The organism is Pseudomonas brassicacearum (assembly GCF_003732225.1).
GTDB lineage: Bacteria > Pseudomonadota > Gammaproteobacteria > Pseudomonadales > Pseudomonadaceae > Aquipseudomonas > Aquipseudomonas brassicacearum_E.
The window spans coordinates 375,392-395,278 of the sequence record NZ_MOBJ01000009.1; the positions used below are offsets into that span (position 1 = coordinate 375,392).

Annotated in this window: 16 protein-coding genes; 6 read left to right on the top strand and 10 right to left on the bottom strand. The window is 60.4% G+C overall.

The features are described 5' to 3' along the window. The first annotated feature begins 88 nt into the window (after positions 1-88). The 4 genes from BK659_RS15335 (at position 89) to BK659_RS15350 (ending at position 4,846) form a co-directional block, all read left to right on the top strand. Positions 89-562, top strand: coding sequence for a MarR family winged helix-turn-helix transcriptional regulator (locus BK659_RS15335; protein ID WP_123425868.1), 474 nt, complete (start codon positions 89-91; stop codon positions 560-562). Beyond that, positions 559-2,034: an efflux transporter outer membrane subunit gene (locus BK659_RS15340; RefSeq protein WP_123425869.1), complete on the top strand. Its 1,476-nt coding sequence runs from the start codon at positions 559-561 to the stop codon at positions 2,032-2,034. Before BK659_RS15335 ends, BK659_RS15340 begins: the two co-directional genes overlap by 4 nt. Positions 2,035-2,049: 15 nt before the next feature. Further along, positions 2,050-3,252 (top strand): HlyD/EmrA/EmrK family protein, encoded by a 1,203-nt coding sequence (locus BK659_RS15345; RefSeq protein WP_123425870.1) that lies wholly within the window; start codon positions 2,050-2,052, stop codon positions 3,250-3,252. Positions 3,253-3,316: 64 nt separating this feature from the next. Continuing rightward, on the top strand, positions 3,317-4,846 hold the full coding sequence (locus BK659_RS15350) for a DHA2 family efflux MFS transporter permease subunit (protein ID WP_123425871.1): 1,530 nt from the start codon (positions 3,317-3,319) through the stop codon (positions 4,844-4,846). A gap of 127 nt (positions 4,847-4,973) precedes the next feature. On the opposite strand, the gene lpxH is transcribed toward BK659_RS15350, so the two are convergent. Both lpxH and BK659_RS15365 read right to left on the bottom strand, forming a co-directional pair. Further along, positions 4,974-5,726 carry a UDP-2,3-diacylglucosamine diphosphatase gene (lpxH, locus tag BK659_RS15360; RefSeq protein ID WP_123425872.1) on the bottom strand — a complete coding sequence of 251 codons (753 nt, stop codon included), beginning with the start codon at positions 5,724-5,726 and terminating at the stop codon, positions 4,974-4,976. Further along, the gene (locus BK659_RS15365) at positions 5,723-6,226 is read right to left on the bottom strand and encodes a peptidylprolyl isomerase (RefSeq protein ID WP_123425873.1); all 504 of its coding nucleotides are present in this window, start codon (positions 6,224-6,226) and stop codon (positions 5,723-5,725) included. Before BK659_RS15365 ends, lpxH begins: the two co-directional genes overlap by 4 nt. A 262-nt stretch (positions 6,227-6,488) precedes the next feature. On the opposite strand from BK659_RS15365, the gene BK659_RS15370 reads away from it, so the two are divergent. Then, complete coding sequence (locus tag BK659_RS15370) at positions 6,489-8,186, top strand: glutamine--tRNA ligase/YqeY domain fusion protein (protein ID WP_123425874.1); 1,698 nt, start codon at positions 6,489-6,491, stop codon at positions 8,184-8,186. A 20-nt stretch (positions 8,187-8,206) separates the two neighbouring features. Then, positions 8,207-9,589 (top strand): cysteine--tRNA ligase, encoded by a 1,383-nt coding sequence (gene cysS / locus BK659_RS15375; protein ID WP_123425875.1) that lies wholly within the window; start codon positions 8,207-8,209, stop codon positions 9,587-9,589. Between the two features lie 277 nt (positions 9,590-9,866). Here cysS and nuoN read toward each other — a convergent pair whose 3' ends face one another. Genes nuoN through nuoG form a run of 8 tightly spaced genes read right to left on the bottom strand, consistent with a single transcriptional unit; the run spans position 9,867 to position 19,859 of the window. Next, the gene (nuoN, locus tag BK659_RS15380) at positions 9,867-11,330 is read right to left on the bottom strand and encodes an NADH-quinone oxidoreductase subunit NuoN (protein WP_123425876.1); all 1,464 of its coding nucleotides are present in this window, start codon (positions 11,328-11,330) and stop codon (positions 9,867-9,869) included. Positions 11,331-11,337: 7 nt separating this feature from the next. Then, positions 11,338-12,870, bottom strand: a complete 1,533-nt coding sequence (gene nuoM / locus BK659_RS15385) for an NADH-quinone oxidoreductase subunit M (protein WP_123425877.1) — start codon at positions 12,868-12,870, stop codon at positions 11,338-11,340. 39 nt (positions 12,871-12,909) lie between these two features. Continuing rightward, positions 12,910-14,763, bottom strand: a complete 1,854-nt coding sequence (nuoL, locus tag BK659_RS15390) for an NADH-quinone oxidoreductase subunit L (protein WP_123425878.1) — start codon at positions 14,761-14,763, stop codon at positions 12,910-12,912. Further along, complete coding sequence (gene nuoK, locus BK659_RS15395; protein ID WP_007905077.1) at positions 14,760-15,068, bottom strand: NADH-quinone oxidoreductase subunit NuoK; 309 nt, start codon at positions 15,066-15,068, stop codon at positions 14,760-14,762. The genes nuoL and nuoK overlap by 4 nt, the downstream gene beginning before the upstream one ends. 4 nt (positions 15,069-15,072) lie before the next feature. Next, on the bottom strand, positions 15,073-15,573 hold the full coding sequence (gene nuoJ, locus BK659_RS15400; protein WP_123425879.1) for an NADH-quinone oxidoreductase subunit J: 501 nt from the start codon (positions 15,571-15,573) through the stop codon (positions 15,073-15,075). A 9-nt stretch (positions 15,574-15,582) separates the two neighbouring features. Further along, on the bottom strand, positions 15,583-16,128 hold the full coding sequence (gene nuoI / locus BK659_RS15405; RefSeq protein ID WP_218192018.1) for an NADH-quinone oxidoreductase subunit NuoI: 546 nt from the start codon (positions 16,126-16,128) through the stop codon (positions 15,583-15,585). Positions 16,129-16,140: 12 nt separating this feature from the next. Then, entirely contained in the window at positions 16,141-17,148 is a 1,008-nt protein-coding gene (gene nuoH, locus BK659_RS15410; protein WP_123425880.1) for an NADH-quinone oxidoreductase subunit NuoH, read from the bottom strand. Beyond that, positions 17,145-19,859 carry an NADH-quinone oxidoreductase subunit NuoG gene (nuoG, locus tag BK659_RS15415; protein WP_123425881.1) on the bottom strand — a complete coding sequence of 905 codons (2,715 nt, stop codon included), beginning with the start codon at positions 19,857-19,859 and terminating at the stop codon, positions 17,145-17,147. The genes nuoH and nuoG overlap by 4 nt, the downstream gene beginning before the upstream one ends. Positions 19,860-19,887 lie beyond the last annotated feature (28 nt).

Below are 19,887 nucleotides of genomic sequence, written 5' to 3' on the forward strand. Positions count from 1 at the left end.
AGCCACCTAACTATTACGTTGACATTCGCTGCCTAGGCAGTAACATCTGGACATACATTCCCTGCCTAGGCAGCTAACGGGTGGTCAGATGAAACATTTCACTCCAGACGAATTCCAGAATTGCCACCTCGGTCTTTTGCTCGGGCGCGCCGCGCTGCTCAAGGACCGGATCATCGACACGCACATGGAACCTCACGGCATCACTGCCGCGCAGTTCAAGGTGCTGATCATCATGGCCCAGTTCGGCGTCGACACGCCGGCCGAGCTATGTCGGCATCTGTCGCTGGACAGCGGTTCGATGACTCGCATGCTCGATCGTCTGGAACAGAAGGGGTTTCTCGTCCGCCAACGCTCCGAAGGCGACCGACGTCAGGTGCAACTGGTGCTGACCGAGGAGGGCCAGACGCTGGCCGACCGTCTGCCGCATATCGGTGCCGAGGCGATGAATGAACTGGCAGGCGCCATCACTCCGGAAGAGTTGAAAACCCTGGAGCAGATCCTGAAGAAAATTTTGCTGGCGGCCGGTGACTCGATCACTTTGCTGCGGGTAGGTGACAAATGAGCAGTCAAACCTTGCGTACCGGCCTCAGCCTGATGCTGGTGGCCATGAGCCTGGCCGGATGTGCCAGCTACAGCGGCCTGAACACCCAGGGCGTGAGCCTTGATGCGAAAACCCTCAAGGCCGGGCAATCCCTCAACGGCGTCACCCTGTCGCCGGCGGCCTGGCCGAAGAGCGACTGGTGGAAAAGCCTTGGCGACCCGCAGCTCGACGGTCTGATCCGCGAAGCCCTGCACGACAGCCCGGACATGCAGATCGCCGACGCTCGCGCCCACCAGGCCAGCGCCGCCGCCTATGCGGCCGACGCCGCGCGGATGCCGACGCTCGATGCCAGCGCCAGCGTCAGCCGCTCGCGGTTGGCTCGCGACAAGGATCCGACCGGAGTGGGTGGCACTTACTCCACGGTGCGCAGTATCGGCGCCAGCTTCAATTACACCTTCGACCTCTGGGGCGGCCAGCGTGCCACCTGGGAAGCGGCGCTGGGCCAGGCCCGAGCTGCCGAAGTCGATCAGCAAGCCGCGCAACTGACCTTGTCGGCCGATGTTGCCCGCGCCTACAGCAACCTGGGCCAGGCTCATATCGTCAATGACCTGGCTAATGATGACCTCAAGCGCACTCGGCAAATGCTCGATCTGAGCAAGCGTCGGCTGAGCTCCGGCATCGACAGCCAATACCAGTATCAGCAAACCGAAAGCCTGGAAGCCAGTTCCGAAGCCACGTTGATCGACGCCGAAAAGACCCTTCAGAGCGCGAAAATCGCTCTGGCCGTGTTGCTTGGAAAAGGCCCGGATCGCGGCAATGAAATTTCCCGGCCGAAAGTCCTTCAGGCCAGCGCCGTGGCGTTGCCATCGACGCTGCCGGCCGAGTTGCTCGGTCGTCGCCCGGACCTGATCGCTGCGCGCTGGCGGGTCGAGGCGGCGAGCAAAAACATCGACGCCGGTAAAACAAAGTTCTACCCGAATCTCAACCTGAGCGCGGCCGCCGGTACCGAGTCGTTGTTGGGGGACGCGATGTTTGGCTCGGCGAGCCGCTTTTTCAACATTATGCCCACCGTGTCGTTACCGATCTTCGATGGCGGCCGCTTGCGTGCCAACCTCGATGCACGGGACGCCGACTATGACCTCGCTGTCGCGCAGTACAACAAGACGCTGGTGAAAGCGTTGGGGGATGTCAGCGACACGATTTCCCAGTTGCGTGACATTGGGCGGCAGATCGGCGCGCAGCAACACGCTACCGACATTGCCCAGGATTCTTACAACACGGTGGTCCAGCGTTACGGATCCGGAATCGGTAACTACCTGGATGTGCTCAGCATCGAGCAGCAATTGCTCCAGGCCCAGCGTCAGTTGGCGAACCTGAATGCCGAGCAGATCGATCTGTCGATTCAATTGATGCAGGCACTGGGCGGCGGGTTTCAAGCCGACACCCTGGCCGCGGCCACTCCATCCCCAGCGCCTGCCACGCTGAATCAATAATTCAAGGTACTTGTCATGGCCACTGTCGAAACCAACTCAACCCCTGAAAGCGCCGAAGACACGGGCAATCCAGGCAAACGTAAATTCATGCTGCTGGTGCTGACGATCCTGGTGATTCTTGGCGGCCTCGGTGTCTGGGGCTGGCACGAGCTCTACGGACGTTGGAGCGAAAGCACCGACGATGCCTACGTCAACGGCAACGTGGTGGAAATCACGCCGCTGGTCACCGGCACCGTTGTCAGTATCGGTGCCGATGACGGCGATCTGGTTCACGAAGGCCAGGTGCTGGTCAACTTCGACCCGAACGACGCGCAAGTCGGTCTGCAAAGTGCCCAGGCCAATCTGGCCCGCACCGTGCGTCAGGTGCGCGGCCTGTACAGCAACGTCGACGGCATGAAAGCCCAGGTCAACGCGCAGAAAGCCGAAGTGCAAAAGGCTCAGGACAACTTCAATCGCCGGAAGAATCTGGCGGCCGGCGGGGCGATCTCGCAGGAAGAACTGTCCCACGCTCGGGATGACCTGACCTCGGCGCAAAACGCCCTGGCCAACGCCCAGCAGCAACTTAACACCACCAATGCACTGGTCGATGACACCGTGGTGTCGTCCCACCCGGATGTGCAGGCTGCCGCCGCGCAAGTGCGCCAGGCTTACCTGACCAACGCCCGCAGCACGCTGATTGCACCGGTCACCGGTTATGTTGCCAAGCGCACTGTGCAGCTTGGCCAACGGGTTCAGCCGGGCACTGCGCTGATGGCGGTGATCCCTTTGGATCAACTGTGGATCGACGCCAACTTCAAGGAAACCCAACTGCGTGACATGCGTATCGGTCAGCCGGTGGACATCGAAGCCGATCTCTACGGCGGCGCAGTGAAATACAGCGGCACCATCGACAGCCTCGGTGCCGGGACCGGCAGCGCGTTTGCCTTGCTGCCTGCGCAAAACGCCACGGGTAACTGGATCAAGATCGTTCAGCGGGTGCCGGTGCGGATTCACATCAACGCCGAGCAACTGGCCGAGCACCCATTGCGGGTTGGCCTGTCGACGATGGTCGACGTCAACCTGCGCGACCAGAGCGGTCCGGTGCTGGCGCAACAGCCGCCGCAAAAGGCCTCGTTCAGCACCAATGTCTATGACCGTCAGTTGGCTGATGCCGACGCGATGATCACCCGCCTGATCCACGACAACAGTTCAGTGGCGAGCAAAACCGCTCAACGCTGATTCGCCAATCCGTCAGCTGCGGCCGTAACGGTCGCAGCGACTGTCTCGTTTCAAAGGATTCGCGATGAGCAATAATGCGTCTTTCAAGCCGCCCAGCCTGGTGCTCAGCACCATTGGCCTGTCGCTGGCGACCTTCATGCAAGTGCTCGACACCACCATCGCCAACGTGGCCTTGCCGACTATTTCCGGCAACCTGGGCGTGAGTTCGGAGCAGGGCACCTGGGTCATCACTTCGTTCGCCGTGAGCAACGCCATCGCACTGCCGTTGACTGGTTGGCTGAGCCGGCGCTTCGGCGAGGTGAAGCTGTTTCTCTGGGCCACGATTTTGTTCGTGCTGGCGTCGTTTCTTTGCGGTATCTCCACCTCGATGCCGGAGTTGATCGGCTTTCGCGTGCTTCAAGGGCTGGTGGCAGGTCCCTTGTATCCGATGACCCAGACCTTGCTGATCGCGGTCTATCCGCCGGCCAGGCGCGGCATGGCCTTGGCGTTGCTGGCGATGGTCACGGTGGTGGCGCCGATAGCCGGTCCCATTCTCGGCGGCTGGATTACCGACAGTTATAGCTGGCCGTGGATCTTCTTTATCAACGTGCCCATCGGGATTTTCGCGGTAATGGTCGTGCGCCAGCAACTCAAGGCGCGGCCGGTGGTGACGAGTTACCAACCTATGGATTACGTCGGCCTGATCACATTGATCATTGGTGTCGGCGCGTTGCAGATCATCCTCGACAAGGGCAATGACCTGGACTGGTTCGAGTCGAATTTCATCATCATTGGTGCGGCTATATCAGCGATCGCGCTGGCCGTTTTCGTGATCTGGGAAATGACCGACAAGCACCCGGTGGTCAACCTGCGGCTGTTCGCCCATCGCAATTTCCGCATCGGCACCATCGTGTTGGTCCTGGGTTACGCCGGGTTCTTTGGCATCAACCTGATTCTGCCGCAGTGGCTGCAGACCCAGATGGGCTACACCGCAACCTGGGCCGGGCTGGCGGTGGCGCCGATCGGTATTCTGCCGGTGCTGATGTCGCCGTTTGTCGGCAAGTACGCGCACAAGTTCGACCTGCGGCTGCTGGCCGGGCTGGCGTTCCTGGCGATTGGCTTGAGCTGCTTCATGCGCGCCGGGTTCACCAATGAGGTGGACTTCCAGCACGTGGCACTGGTGCAGCTGTTTATGGGGATTGGTGTGGCGCTGTTCTTCATGCCGACCCTGAGCATTCTGATGTCGGACCTGCCACCGCATCAAATCGCCGATGGAGCAGGCCTGGCGACGTTCCTGCGGACCTTGGGCGGCAGCTTCGCGGCATCGCTGACCACCTGGATCTGGATCCGTCGCGCCGATCAGCATCACGCTTACCTGAGCGAAAGCCTCAGCACCTTCGACCCGGCAACCCGCGACACGCTGAATACTCTGGGCGGGGCGGGGAATCCGGCGTATGCGCAACTCGATCACGTGCTGACCAGTCAGGCGTACATGCTGTCCACCGTGGATTACTTCACGCTGTTGGGCTGGGGCTTCATGGGCTTGATTCTGCTGGTGTGGCTGGCCAAGCCGCCGTTTGCGGCGAAGGCGGGGCCGGAGGCGGCCGGACATTGATGTAGCGAAACGCGGCCAATGTGGGAGCGAGCTTGCTCGCGATGGCGGTGGATCAGTCAACAAAGATGTTGAATATGAATCCGCTATCGCGAGCAAGCTCGCTCCCACAGGGTTTTGTGTTTTGCTGTCAGTTAGCGGGCGCTGCCAGCTGCGGTGGCGGGGCAAAATCAAATGGAGCAAGCGCAAACCCCTGCTCATCCACCTGCAACGCCCAACCCTGACGATCCCAATCCCCCAGCACAATGCGTTTGGCCGCCTGCTCGCCAATCTGCAATTTGTGGATGGCGGGGCGGTGGGTGTGGCCGTGGACCAGGGTTTTCACCCCGTACCGCTGCATGATCCGCGGGATTTCCTCGGGGGTCACATCGACGATGTCATTGGCTTTCATCCGGACTTGCGCGTGGCTTTCGCTGCGCAGTTTGCGCGCCAGTTTTTGGCGGGTGCGCAATGGCAGATGGCGCAGCACGAACAAGCTGATGGGATTGCGCAGGTAGCGGCGCAGTTTCATGTAGCCCACGTCGCGGGTACATAGACTGTCGCCGTGCATCAACAGCACCGGCTCACCATGGATCTGCACGACACTCGGGTCCTTGAGCAGGGTACAGCCGGCTGCTTTGCAGAAGGCCTTGCCGAGCAGGAAGTCGCGATTGCCGTGCATCAGAAATATCGCCGTGCCGCTGTCGCTAAGTTCGCGCAGGGCCTGGCAGATGGAGCGTTGGAAGGGGGTCATGGCGTCGTCGCCAATCCACACCTCGAAAAAGTCGCCGAGAATGTATAACGCTTGCGCTGCGCGGGCGCGGGTGGCGAGCAAATCCAGAAACGCCCGGGTAATGTCCGGGCGCTCCTCTTCCAGATGTAAATCTGAAATCAGCAATATCACTCAATGATCTCGGCTTTCTCGATGATCACGTCTTCTGCTGGTACGTCCTGGTGGCCGGACTTCATGGTGGTCGAAACACCTTTGATCTTGTCGACGACGTCGGTGCCGGCGGTCACTTTACCGAACACGGCATAACCCCAGCCCTGAACGTTCTTGCCGCTGTGGTTGAGGAAGCTGTTGTCGGCGACGTTGATGAAGAACTGCGCGGAAGCCGAATGCGGCTCCATGGTGCGCGCCATGGCGACGGTGTACTTGTCGTTGGAAAGACCGTTGTCAGCTTCGTTCTGGATGCTTGGACGCTTGTCTTTCTTTTCCTTCATGCCTGGCTCGAAACCGCCGCCCTGGATCATGAAGTTGCCGATGACACGGTGGAAAACGGTGTTTTCGTAGTGACCGGCTTTAACGTACTCGATGAAGTTGGCCACGGTGATCGGGGCTTTCTCGGCGTTCAGTTCCAGGACGATGTCGCCGTGGTTGGTGGTCAGTTTGACTTGAGTCATGATGGGTACTCTATTCAAGGAATTCGTGGCTTTCGGGGCGCTGCAAGACGCGTGCGAGCCCGTACCTGTTTGGCAAAAAAACGCCAAGGTGCGCAGTTTAGCGTGATGGCTGCGAATTTCGAGGCTGTTTTTCATATCCGGTGGATTAAAAGCAGCAGTTTTGGGGCCTGCTCTGTCAGGCGCTTGACCGCATCGGCTATGATAGCGGCTTTGTTTTGTCAGGCCTTTGTTCCGGCCACGCACTTGTACGTTCAAGGATCCTATGAGCAAGCCCACTGTCGACCCTACCTCGAATTCCAAGACTGGCCCTGCCGTGCCGGTCAATTTCCTGCGCCCGATCATCCAGGCGGACCTGGACTCGGGTAAGCACACGCAGATCGTCACCCGTTTCCCGCCTGAGCCCAACGGCTACCTGCACATCGGTCACGCCAAGTCGATCTGTGTGAACTTCGGGCTGGCCCAGGAGTTCGGTGGCGTGACGCACCTGCGTTTCGACGACACCAACCCGGCCAAGGAAGACCAGGAATACATCGACGCTATCGAAAGCGACGTCAAGTGGCTGGGTTTCGAATGGTCCGGTGAAGTGCGCTATGCCTCACAGTATTTCGACCAGTTGCACGAGTGGGCGGTCGAGCTGATCAAGGCGGGCAAGGCCTACGTTTGCGACCTGACGCCTGAACAAGCCAAGGCATACCGTGGCAGCCTGACCGAGCCGGGCAAGAACAGCCCGTTCCGCGATCGTAGCGTCGAAGAGAACCTGGATCTGTTCGCCCGCATGAAGGCCGGCGAGTTCAAGGATGGCGAGCGCGTGCTGCGCGCCAAGATCGACATGGCGTCGCCGAACATGAACCTGCGCGACCCGATCCTGTATCGCATCCGTCACGCCCACCACCACCAGACCGGTGACAAGTGGTGCATCTACCCGAACTACGACTTCACCCACGGTCAGTCGGACGCCATCGAAGGCATCACCCACTCGATCTGCACCCTGGAATTCGAAGGCCATCGTCCGCTGTACGACTGGTTCCTCGACAACCTGCCAGTGCCGGCGCACCCGCGTCAGTACGAGTTCTCTCGTCTGAACCTGAACTACACCATCACCAGCAAGCGCAAGCTCAAGCAACTGGTCGATGAAAAGCACGTCAATGGCTGGGACGATCCGCGCATGTCCACGCTGTCGGGCTTCCGCCGCCGTGGCTACACGCCGAAATCGATCCGCAACTTCTGCGAAATGATCGGCACCAACCGTTCCGACGGCGTCGTCGACTTCGGCATGCTCGAATTCAGCATCCGTGACGACCTCGACCATAGCGCCCCACGTGCCATGTGCGTACTGCGTCCGCTGAAAGTCGTGATCACCAACTACCCGGAAGGTCAGGTCGAGAACCTCGAACTGCCATGCCACCCGAAAGAAGACATGGGCGTGCGGGTTCTGCCATTCGCCCGTGAGATCTACATCGACCGTGAAGACTTCATGGAAGAGCCGCCAAAGGGCTACAAGCGCCTGGAGCCGGCCGGTGAAGTGCGTCTGCGTGGCAGCTACGTGATCCGTGCCGACGAAGCGATCAAGGACGCCGATGGCAACATCGTCGAACTGCGTTGCTCGTATGACCCGGACACCCTCGGCAAGAACCCTGAAGGCCGCAAGGTCAAAGGCGTGGTTCACTGGGTGCCGGCGGCGGCCAGCGTCGAGTGTGAAGTGCGTCTGTACGATCGCCTGTTCCGTTCGCCGAACCCTGAGAAGGCTGAAGACAGCGCCGGTTTCCTGGACAACATCAACCCTGATTCGCTGCAGGTGCTTACCGGTTGTCGTGCCGAGCCTTCGTTGGGCAATGCACAGCCGGAAGACCGTTTCCAGTTCGAGCGCGAAGGTTACTTCGTCGCGGATATCAAGGACTCGAAACCCGGTCACCCGGTATTCAACCGCACCGTGACCCTGCGTGATTCGTGGGGCCAGTGATTTAGAGCCAAGGAACAATCGTGCTTACGATCTACAACACGCTCACCAAGAGCAAAGAAGTCTTCAAGCCGCTGGATGGCAACAAGGTGCGCATGTACGTCTGCGGGATGACCGTGTACGACTACTGCCACCTGGGCCACGGCCGCAGCATGGTCGCGTTCGACCTGGTGACCCGCTGGTTGCGGTTCAGCGGTTATGACCTGACCTACGTGCGCAATATCACCGACATCGACGACAAGATCATCAATCGCGCCCGTGAAAACGGCGAGTCGTTCGAAGCGTTGACCGAGCGCATGATCGCGGCGATGCACGAAGACGAGTCGCGCCTGAATATCCTCAAGCCGGACATGGAACCGCGCGCCACCGGCCACATCGCCGGCATGCACGCGATGATCCAGACCCTGATCGACAAGGGCTACGCCTACGCACCGGGTAACGGCGACGTGTACTACCGCGTCGCGAAGTTCATGGGTTACGGCAAGCTGTCGCGCAAGAAAATCGAAGACCTGCGCATCGGCGCCCGGATCGAAGTCGACGAGTCGAAACAGGACCCGCTGGACTTCGTGCTGTGGAAAGCCGCCAAACCGGGCGAGCCGAGCTGGGAATCGCCATGGGGCGCCGGGCGCCCGGGCTGGCACATCGAGTGCTCGGTGATGTCGACCTGCTGCCTCGGTGAGACCTTCGATATTCATGGCGGCGGCAGCGACCTCGAGTTCCCGCACCATGAAAACGAAATCGCCCAGAGCGAAGCGGCCACCGGCAAGACCTACGCCAACGCGTGGATGCACTGCGGGATGATTCGCATCAATGGCGAGAAGATGTCCAAGTCCTTGAACAACTTCTTCACCATTCGCGATGTGCTCGACAAGTACCACCCGGAAGTCGTGCGTTACCTGCTGGTGTCGAGCCATTACCGCAGCGCGATCAACTACTCGGAAGATAACCTCAAGGACGCCAAAGGCGCTCTGGAGCGTTTCTACCACGCATTGAAAGGCCTGCCGACGGTTCCGGCCGCCGGTGGCGAAGCCTTTGTCGAGCGTTTCACCCAGGTGATGAACGACGACTTCGGCACGCCGGAAGCTTGCGCGGTGTTGTTCGAAATGGTGCGCGAGATCAACCGCCTGCGTGAGAGCGATCTTAATGCGGCGGCAGGTCTGGCGGCACGTCTGAAAGAACTGGCCAGCGTGCTCGGCGTGTTGCAGCTCGAAGCCGATGACTTCCTGCAAGCCGGCGCTGAAGGCCGGGTCGATGCGGCAGAAGTCGATGCGCTGATTCAGGCTCGCCTGACAGCCCGTGCCAACAAGGACTGGGCCGAATCGGACCGCATCCGCGACCAGCTCACCGCCATGGGCGTGGTGCTGGAAGACGGCAAGGGCGGCACGACGTGGCGTCTGGCTGACTAAAGCCAGCGTCTGCTCATAAACAAAAACCCGCCTTGTGCGGGTTTTTGTTTATGAGCAGGACGCAAGTGCAGCAGCGTCCGGGCTGACGCCATCGCGAGCAAGCTCGCTCCCACAGGGGATCTACTGTCAGCACACTATTTGTGCATGCCTGTGATTAACTGTGGGAGCGAGCTTGCTCGCGATGGGGCCATCCCAGATACCAGATTTCTCCAGCCCAAACGCAAAAACGGCACCCGAAGGTGCCGTTTGTGTTTTCTGCTGCGTGTTGCTTAAGCGATCAACCCGCCAGGCCAGTCTGCTGAACCAGTGTCAGCAGCGGCTGTGGGTACAGGCCGAGGAAGAACGCCAGTACTGCGATGGCCAGCAGCATCACGCCGCCTGCCTTTTGTTCCCAGTGCAGCTGGGCGTCGACGCGACGCAGGTTTGGCTCGATCAGGTACAGGGTGACCATGACGCGCAGGTAGTAGAAGACGCCGATGGCGCTGCCCAGTACCAGGGAAGCGACCAGCCACCATTGGTGAGATTCGACGCCGGTCGCGATGATGTAGAACTTGCCGATAAAGCCTGCGGTCAGCGGGATGCCGGCCAGCGACAACATCATCACGGTCAGTACAGCGGTCAGGTACGGACGACGCCAGAACAGGCCGCGGTACTCGTACAGCGCATCTGCGTCACGACCTTTGTACGGCGAGGACATCAGGGTGATCACGCCGAAAGCGCCGAGGCTGGTGATCACGTAGGTGACCAGGTACACACCGATGGCTTCCATCGCCAGACCCTTGCTCGCCACCAGGGCGATCAACAGGTAACCGAAGTGCGCGATGGACGAGTAACCCAGCAGACGCTTGAGGTTGCTCTGGGTCAGCGCCAACAGGTTACCGAACAGGATCGAGGCAATCGCGATCACGGTCAGCACGGTGCTCAACACACCGCTGTTGGCCACTGGCGAGATCTGGAACAGACGCACCATCACCGCGAACACGGCGACTTTCGAGGCGGTCGCCAGGAACGCTGCAACCGGTGCCGGAGCACCTTCGTAGACGTCCGGCGTCCAGAGGTGGAACGGTACCAGCGACAGTTTGAATGCCAGGCCGATCAGCATCATGCCCAGACCCATTTGCGCCAGCGGGCTTGGCAGACCGGTGGCCGTAAGGGCCTGACCGATGCCGCTGAAGCTCAGGGTGCCGGCTTCGGCGTAGAGCAGGGCCATGCCGAACAACAGGAACGCGGAACCGGCTGCCGACAGCACCATGTACTTGATGCCGGCTTCCAGTGAGCGCTTGTTGAAGAAGGCATAGGCCACCAGACCGTAGACCGGCACCGAGAGCAGTTCCAGACCGACGAACAACCCGGCCAGGTGCTGCGCGCTGACCAGAACCAGGCCACCGGCGGCGGCCATCAGGATCAGCAGGTACAGTTCTTCACGGTTGCCCGGGTAACCCGTGCCGCCATCGCCGAGGTAGGCGTGGGCGAGGGTGACGCAAGCGAGGGTGGCGACCAGGATCAGCGCCATGTACAGACAGGCAAAGCTGTCGATCTGCAGCAATGGCGTCACGGCCAGAGGCGCGACTTTCAGGGCTGGCAGGATCGACAGCAAGGCCAGGTTCAGACCCGCCACCGACAGCAGGAAGGTCTGTGAGTGGTTGCGACGCCAGGCGATCGCCAGCATCACCACGATGATCGTGGCGCTGGTGATCAACAATGGCGCAAGCGCGATAAAGTGTTGAATCGTAAAGTCCATAGCGCTCTTACCGGGCCGAAGCGAGTTGAGTGAAGGCGGTACCGAACCATTGCTGCACGCCATGCATCGTCGCGGCAGAGGTATCGAGGAACGGTTGCGGGTAGACGCCGATGTAAATCAGCAGTGCCGCCAGTCCAACCACCATGATCAGTTCGCGAGTATCCATGCCGTGCAGCACGGCGTCCGATTTGGACGGGCCGAAGTAGGCACGGTGAATCATGATCAGCGAGTAGACCGAACCGAACACCAGGCCTGCGGTCGCGATCACGGTGACCCATGGCGCGCTGGCGAAGGTGCCGATCAGAATCAGGAACTCACCGACGAAGTTACCGGTCACCGGCAAGCCCAGCGAGGCCGCAGCGAAGAACAGGCTGACGGCTGGCAGGTAGGCGATCTTCGACCACAGGCCACCCATTTCACGCATGTCGCGAGTGTGGGTGCGCTCGTAGAGCTGGCCGCAGAGGATAAAGAGTGCCGCTGCCGACAAGCCGTGCGCGAGCATCTGGATCACGGCGCCTTGCAGCGCCAACTGGCTGCCGGAGTAGATACCGATCAGCACGAAGCCCATGTGCGAAACGCTGGAGTAGGCGACCAGACGCTTGATGTCGGTCTGGGCGAACGCCAGGAACGCACCGTAGAAGATCCCGACCAGGCCCAGGGCCATGGCGAACGGCGCGAACTCGGCCGACGCGTTCGGGAACAACGGCAGGGCGAAACGCAGCAGACCGTACGCAGCGGTCTTCAGCAGAATACCGGCCAGGTCAACGGAACCCGCGGTCGGTGCCTGTGCGTGAGCATCCGGCAACCAGGAGTGGAACGGCACTACCGGCAGCTTCACCGCGAAGGCGATGAAGAAGCCAAGCATCAGGACGTACTCGGTGGTCAGCGACATCTTGGTTTTCAACAGGTCGGCGTAGTTGAAGGTAATCACGCCCGTGCTGTTGAAGTTGACCAGTACCAGACCCAGGATCGCCACCAACATGATCAGGCCGCTGGCCTGAGTGAAGATGAAGAACTTGGTCGCTGCGTAGATCCGGGTTTTCTTGCCGTCCGAAGAACTGTGACCCCAGAGCGCGATGAGGAAGTACATCGGCACCAGCATCATTTCCCAGAAGAAGAAGAACATGAACAGGTCGAGGGCCAGGAACACGCCGACGACACCGCCCAGGATCCACATCAGGTTCAGGTGGAAGAAGCCAACGTGACGCTGGATTTCTTTCCATGAGCAGAGTACCGAGAGGACACCCAGCAGACCGGTCAGCATGATCATCAACAGCGACAGGCCGTCGAGGGCCAAGTGCACGTTGATGCCGAAGCGTTCGATCCAGACATGCTTGAACTCAAGCGCCCAGGTCGGGTCGGCGCCAGGCGCCGGTGCAAATGAATAGTTACCGTGGGCCCACAGCCAGAGGCCGAGAGCGAGTTCCAGGGTCATGGTCAACAGCGCAATCCAGCGGGGGAGGGTAGCGCCGAAGCGCTCACCCATCCAGCACAGCAGGCCGCCGATGAAGGGGATCAGGATTAGCCATGGCAGAATCATGACGGGCTCGTTTCCTTTCGCAAGTTCGCAAGGTTCATATCAGACCGCTACCAGCACGACAGCGCCGATAACCAGTACGGCACCAGCAGCCATCGAGGCGGCGTACCAACGCAGTTGACCTGTTTCGGTACGGCTCAGGGAGTTGTGACCCCCTTTGGCCATACGCGGGATCAAACCGATGGTTTGGTCGAACGGGTCTTTGCGCAGCATGTGGCTCATCGCCAGGTACGGCTTGACGAACAGTTTGTCGTAGATCCAGTCGAAGCCCCAGGCGGCGAACCACCAGGCAGTCAGCAGACGACCGATGCCGCTGTTGGCAATGGCGGTGACGAAACGACGCTTGCCGAGGAACAGCAGCGCGGCCAGCAGGATACCCGACAGGGCGATAGCGCCCGAGGCGAGTTCCAGGCTGTGCTTGGCTTCGCCGCCGGCATGGCCAACGCTTTCCGGCAGCACACCGTGCAGTGGCGGAACGATCATCGCGCCAATGGCGGTCGACAGCACGATCAGCACCGACAGTGGCAACCAGTGAGCAATGCCGTGGCCGGCGTGGGCTTCGGTCTTCACTTCACCATGGAACGCGATGAAGATCAGGCGGAAGGTGTACAGCGACGTCATGAAGGCACCGACCAGACCTGCGTACAGCAGACCGTGGTTACCGCTGGCGAAGGCTTCCCAGAGGATTTCGTCTTTCGAGTAGAAACCCGCGGTCACCAGTGGCAGGGCCGCGAGGGCCGCACCGCCGACGATGAAGCTGGCGTAGGCCAGTGGCAGTTTCTTCCACAGGCCGCCCATCTTGAAGATGTTCTGTTCGTGGTGGCAGGCAACGATCACCGAGCCGGAAGCAAGGAACAGCAGGGCCTTGAAGAAGGCGTGAGTCATCAGGTGGAAGATCGCGCCTTCCCAGGCACCCACGCCCAGCGCCAGGAACATGTAGCCGATCTGGCTCATGGTCGAGTAGGCGAGGATACGTTTGATGTCGGTTTGGACCAGGGCGGCGAAACCGGCGAGCACCAGGGTCACACCGCCGACGATGCCGACCAGGTGCAGGATGTCTGGCGCCAAGGCAAACAGACCGTGCGTACGGGCGATCAGGTAGACGCCAGCGGTCACCATGGTTGCGGCGTGGATCAGTGCCGAAACCGGGGTAGGGCCGGCCATCGCATCCGCCAGCCAGGTTTGCAGCGGCAGTTGCGCGGATTTACCGACAGCGCCGCCCAGCAACATCAGGGTCGCCATGACGATCCAGAAGTCGCCGGCCTTGAAGTGCTCGGGTGCTTTGACCAGCAGTTCCTGGATGTTCAGCGTGCCCAGCTGTTGGAACAGGATGAACAGGCCGATGGCCATGAACACGTCGCCGACACGGGTAACGATGAAGGCTTTGAGCGCGGCGTTACCGTTGTTGCGGTTGCTGTAGTAGAAACCGATCAACAGGTAGCTGCACAGGCCCACGCCTTCCCAGCCGAAGTACAGGAACAACAGGTTATCGCCCAGCACCAGGAACAGCATGCTGGCGATAAACAGGTTGGTGTAGGCGAAGAAGCGCGAGTAACCGTCTTCACCGCGCATGTACCAGGACGCGAACAGGTGGATCAAGAAGCCCACGCCGACGACCACGCCGAGCATGGTCACGGACAGGCCGTCCAGGTACAGGGCGAAGTTCGGCTTGAAATCGCCTACCGACATCCACTGCCACAACACCTGGGTGACGTGACCGCCTTCAGGCGGCGCGACGTTGAACTGCCAGATCACGTAAGTGGCGACAATGGCCGAGAGGCCAATGGAACCGACGCCGATCAAGGCGGAGAGGTTTTCCGAGAGGCGGCCGCGTGAGAACGACAGCAGCAGGAAACCGATCAGGGGGAATACGAAAGTCAGATAGAGAAGGTTCATCCGCGCATCTCGCTGGCAGCGTCGATATCGAGAGTGTGGAAGCGGCGATACAGCTGCAACAGAATCGCCAGGCCAATACTGGCCTCGGCGGCTGCCAGGCTGATCACCAGGATGAACATGATCTGTCCATCCGGCTGGCCCCAACGGCTACCGGCAACGATGAAAGCCAGTGCGGAGGCATTCATCATGACCTCCAGGCTCATCAGCACGAAAAGAATGTTGCGGCGGACCATCAGGCCAACCAGACCGAGGCAGAACAGGATGCCGGCAACCGCCAGGCCATGCTCAAGAGGGATAGCAGGCATAAAATTACTCCTTCGCCTCGTTGCGGCCCAAGTGGAACGCCGTGACGGCTGCGGCGAGCAGCAGCATCGAGGCGAGTTCGACCACCAGCAGATAAGGACCGAACAGGCTGATGCCCACGGCCTTGGCGTCTACGGTGGTGTGGCCGAGGCCGGTGCCGCTGGAATGGCTGAACAGCACATACAGCAGTTCAGCCAGCAGCAACGCAGCCAGTACCACCGGACCCGCCCAGATACCGGGCTTCAGCCAGACGCGCTCTTGCTGAATCGAGGCGGGCCCCAGATTCAGCATCATCACCACGAACACGAACAGCACCATGATGGCGCCGGCGTAGGCGATCACTTCCAGAACACCGGCAAAGGGTGCACCGAGGCTGAAAAAGGTCATCGCCACGGCGAGCAGCGAAATAATCAGGTAGAGCAGGGCGTGCACTGGGTTGGTGTTGGTGATCACGCGAAGCGTGGACACAACGGCAACTCCGGACGCGAAATAGAAAGCGAATTCCATCTTTCTTCCTTAAGGCAGCAAGCTCTTCACGTTGATCGGTTCGGCTTCATTTTGCGCAGCGCCTTTCGGCTTACCGGCAATCGCCATACCTGCAACACGATAGAAGTTGTAGTCAGGGTTTTTGCCGGGGCCGGAGATCAACAGATCTTCTTTCTCGTAAACCAGGTCCTGACGCTTGAACTCGGCCATTTCGAAATCCGGTGTCAGCTGGATCGCGGTGGTCGGGCAGGCTTCCTCGCAGAGGCCGCAGAAAATGCAGCGCGAGAAGTTGATACGGAAAAATTCCGGGTACCAGCGGCCGTCTTCGGTTTCAGCTTTCTGCAGCGAGATGCAACCGACCGGGCACGCCACGGCGCACAGGTTACAGGCTACACAACGCTCTTCACCGTCGGGGTCGCGGGTCAGGACGATACGCCCACGAAAGCGCGGCGGCAGGTACACCGCCTCTTCCGGATATTGCAGCGTGTCGCGCTTGCGAAAGGCATGGCCGAAGATCATCACCAGGCTGCGAAGCTGGGTGAAGAAGCCATGCACGATGTCAAAAATATACTTCATGATTCTCTATCCTCACTGAGCCGCGACGGCGGGCGTGTTGAGCAACACGATCGCAGCGGTCACCAGCATGTTGACGAGGGTCAGCGGCAGGCAGAACTTCCAGCTGAAGTCCATCACTTGGTCATACCGTGGGCGTGGAATCGAGGCGCGCAGCAGGATGAAGAACATGATGAAGAACGCGGTTTTCAGTGCGAACCAGATGAACGGGATCTGCGGCAGAATGCCGAACGGACCGTGCCAGCCACCGAAGAACAAGGTCACCAGCAGCGCCGAAATCAACACGATGCCGATGTACTCACCGACGAAGAACATGCCCCATTTCATGCCGGCGTATTCAATGTGGTAACCGTCGGCCAGTTCCTGCTCCGCTTCCGGCTGGTCGAACGGGTGACGGTGAGTCACGGCGACGCCAGCAATGAAGAAGGTCAGGAAACCGAAGATCTGCGGAATGATGAACCACAGGTGCTGGGCTTGATAATCGACGATGTCGCGCATGTTGAACGAGCCGACCTGGATCACGATGCCCATCAACGACAGGCCCATGAACACTTCGTACGACACGGTTTGTGCCGAGGCCCGCAAGCTGCCCAGCAGGGCGAACTTGTTGTTACTCGACCAGCCGGCGAACAACACCGCGTAGACCGACAGACCGGCCATGGCGAAGAAGAACAGGATGCCGATGTTCAGGTCCGCCACGCCCCAGGTCGGGGTGATCGGGATGATTGCGAAGGCAATCAGCAAGGCGCTCATGGCCACGACCGGCGCCAGGGTGAAGATCACCTTGTCGGCGAACGGCGGCGTCCAGTCTTCCTTGAAGAACATCTTGATCATGTCGGCGGCGATCTGGAACGCGCCGAACGGGCCGACGCGGTTCGGACCGTAACGGTCCTGCCAGAGGGCGAGCAAACGACGCTCGACCCAGCTCAACAGCGCGCCGCACACCACCACGGCGAGCAGGATCACGATGGCCTTGAGGACCGCGATGATGATGTCGATCACTTCAGGAGTGAACAAGGTCATTGAGCTGCCTCCTGCAGACCGTCAACGGATTTGCCAAAGATTGCCGGTGGAATGCCGGCGATACCCGCAGGCAACGCCACCAGACCAGCACCCAGCTCTTCATTGATGCGCAGCGGCAGACGCAAGGTCTGGCCGGCAACGTTCAAGCTCAGCATGGCACCGTCATTGACGCCCAGGCGATCGGCTTCGGACTTGGCCAGCGATACGTAAGCGGCTGGAATGCGTTCCTGGACCGGAGCGGCTTTCGAAGAATTCTCTTCGCTGCCGAACAGGTGGAAGAACGGCACAACCTGCCAGGTGCCTTGAGCCGGGTTGAATGCACGCGGAACACTGGCGAACCAGTTCAGCGAATCACCCTGGCTTTCGATCAGGCGAGCACCCGGATCACCGGCACGCAGGTGACCACCGACTTCATCCTGGAACTTGTTCCAGGCTTGCGGCGAGTTCCAGCCCGGCGACCAGGCAAATGGCACTTGCTGACGTGGTTCGACGGAGCCCGAGTAACCTTCCATGGAGAACGAGAACGCAGTGTCGTTGTCCTGGGATGTGCGCGGTTCGTGCACGCTGATGTCGGCGCGCATGGCGGTCCGGCCGCTGTAACGCAGCGGTTCGCGGGCCAGTTTCAGGCCTTTGATCCGGAACGAAGCAGACGGCGCAGCGTTGACGATAGCGGCCAGTTGCGGAGTGCTCGAAGCGCAGGCAGCCGTGACGTGGTCCAGTTGGGTCCAGTCGATCGGCTGGTTCAGCAGGGTAGCGCGCAGGGCATGCAACCAGCGCCAGCCTTCGTGAACCAGGATGCTTGCATCGAGGTAAGTCGGGTCGAAGACCTGGAAGAAGCGCTGGGCACGACCTTCCTGGCTGACCAGCGTACCGTCGCCTTCAGCGAAGCTGGCGGCTGGCAGAACCAGATGCGCGCGATCGCTGGTAGCGGTTTTTTGATGGTCGGCAACGATCACCACTTTAGCGGCGGTCAGGGCGGCATCGACCTTGGCTTTGTCGGTACGGGTGTACAGATCGTTTTCCAGCACGACGATGGCGTCGGCGCGACCAGAGATCACTGCTTGCAGGGCTGCGTCGACCGATTCGCCACCGAGCATGGCCAGGCCGAGGCTGTTGGCCTCTGGCACGATCAGGCTGATGGAACCGTTCTTCTCGCGCAGTTTCAGGGCTTTGGCGATGTTCGCGGCAGCTTCGATCAAGGCTTTGGAGCCCAGCGAAGTACCGGCGATGATCAGCGGACGCTTGGCCGCCAGCAGGGCGTTGGCGATCCGCTGAGCCAGTTCGAGGGCTTCGCTGTCCAGGCCTTCAACGGCTGGAGCGCTGGCGTCGAGGGCGTGAGCCACGGCGAAACCGATACGTGCCAGGTCGTCCGGAGCGGCGTGAACGCATTCTTCAGCCACGTCGTCGAGCTTGGTTTCAGCCAGGCTGGCGATAAACAGCGGGTTCAGCGCGTGCTGACCGATGTTTTTCACCGCGGCGTCGAGCCAAGGCTGAACGCGCATCGCGTCGGCCATGTCTTCGGCTTTGCCTTTGACCGATTGACGCAGGGCCAGGGCCATGCGCGCAGCTGTCTGCGTCAGGTCTTCGCCGAGGACGAAAATCGCATCGTGGTCTTCGACGTCGCGCATGTTCGGAATCGGCAGCGGGCTGTCTTTCAGCACCTGCATGACCAGACGAATACGCTCAAGCTCGGAAGCTTCGATACCCGAATAGAAGTGCTCGGCACCGACCAGTTCGCGCAGCGCGTAGTTGCTTTCAAGGCTGGCACGCGGCGAACCGATACCGACGATGTTGCGACCGCGTAGCAGATCAGCGGCTTTATCCAGCGCTTCGTCCAGGCTCAGCTTCGCGCCGTTGGCCAGCAATGGCTGACGTGGGCGATCTTCGCGGTTGACGTAGCCATAGCCGAAACGGCCACGGTCGCACAGGAAGTACTGGTTTACCGAACCGTTGAAACGGTTTTCGATGCGACGCAGTTCGCCGTAACGCTCACCCGGGCTGATGTTGCAACCGCTGGAGCAGCCATGGCAGATGCTCGGCGAGAACTGCATGTCCCACTTACGGTTGTAGCGCTCGGAGTGAGTCTTGTCGGTGAACACACCGGTCGGGCAGACCTCGGTGAGGTTGCCGGAGAACTCGCTTTCGAGGGTGCCGTCTTCTACGCGACCGAAGTACACGTTGTCGTGGGCGCCGAATACACCGAGGTCGGTACCGCCGGCGTAGTCTTTATAGAAACGTACGCAGCGATAGCAGGCGATGCAGCGGTTCATTTCGTGGGAAATGAACGGGCCCAGTTGCTGGTTCTGGTGGGTACGCTTGGTGAAGCGGTAACGGCGCTCGTTGTGGCCGGTCATTACCGTCATGTCTTGCAGGTGGCAGTGACCGCCTTCCTCGCACACGGGGCAGTCGTGCGGGTGGTTGGTCATCAGCCATTCGACGACGCTTGCGCGAAACACTTTGGCTTCTTCGTCATCGATGGAGATCCAGCTGCCGTCGGTCGCAGGGGTCATGCAGGACATGACGATACGACCACGCTTGTCGTTCTCGTCGGTGTACTGCTTGACGGCGCACTGGCGGCAAGCGCCAACGCTGCCGAGGGCGGGGTGCCAGCAGAAATAAGGGATATCGAGGCCTAGCGACAGACATGCCTGTAACAGGTTGTCTGCCCCATCGACTTCGAGCTCTTTGCCGTCTACGTGGATAGTGGCCATGGTTCAAAGTTCTTCGTTGGCCCGGTGT

Excerpts from the sequence above, each read along its gene's own strand:
- BK659_RS15335 (WP_123425868.1), top strand. The coding sequence starts at position 89 with ATGAAACATTTCACTCCAGACGAATTCCAGAATTGCCACCTCGGTCTT.
- BK659_RS15340 (WP_123425869.1), top strand. The coding sequence starts at position 559 with ATGAGCAGTCAAACCTTGCGTACCGGCCTCAGCCTGATGCTGGTGGCC.
- BK659_RS15345 (WP_123425870.1), top strand. The coding sequence starts at position 2,050 with ATGGCCACTGTCGAAACCAACTCAACCCCTGAAAGCGCCGAAGACACG.
- BK659_RS15350 (WP_123425871.1), top strand. The coding sequence starts at position 3,317 with ATGAGCAATAATGCGTCTTTCAAGCCGCCCAGCCTGGTGCTCAGCACC.
- BK659_RS15365 (WP_123425873.1), bottom strand. The coding sequence starts at position 6,226 with ATGACTCAAGTCAAACTGACCACCAACCACGGCGACATCGTCCTGGAA.
- BK659_RS15370 (WP_123425874.1), top strand. The coding sequence starts at position 6,489 with ATGAGCAAGCCCACTGTCGACCCTACCTCGAATTCCAAGACTGGCCCT.
- nuoN (WP_123425876.1), bottom strand. The coding sequence starts at position 11,330 with ATGGACTTTACGATTCAACACTTTATCGCGCTTGCGCCATTGTTGATC.
- nuoM (WP_123425877.1), bottom strand. The coding sequence starts at position 12,870 with ATGATTCTGCCATGGCTAATCCTGATCCCCTTCATCGGCGGCCTGCTG.
- nuoL (WP_123425878.1), bottom strand. The coding sequence starts at position 14,763 with ATGAACCTTCTCTATCTGACTTTCGTATTCCCCCTGATCGGTTTCCTG.
- nuoK (WP_007905077.1), bottom strand. The coding sequence starts at position 15,068 with ATGCCTGCTATCCCTCTTGAGCATGGCCTGGCGGTTGCCGGCATCCTG.
- nuoJ (WP_123425879.1), bottom strand. The coding sequence starts at position 15,573 with ATGGAATTCGCTTTCTATTTCGCGTCCGGAGTTGCCGTTGTGTCCACG.
- nuoI (WP_218192018.1), bottom strand. The coding sequence starts at position 16,128 with ATGAAGTATATTTTTGACATCGTGCATGGCTTCTTCACCCAGCTTCGC.
- nuoH (WP_123425880.1), bottom strand. The coding sequence starts at position 17,148 with ATGACCTTGTTCACTCCTGAAGTGATCGACATCATCATCGCGGTCCTC.
- nuoG (WP_123425881.1), bottom strand. The coding sequence starts at position 19,859 with ATGGCCACTATCCACGTAGACGGCAAAGAGCTCGAAGTCGATGGGGCA.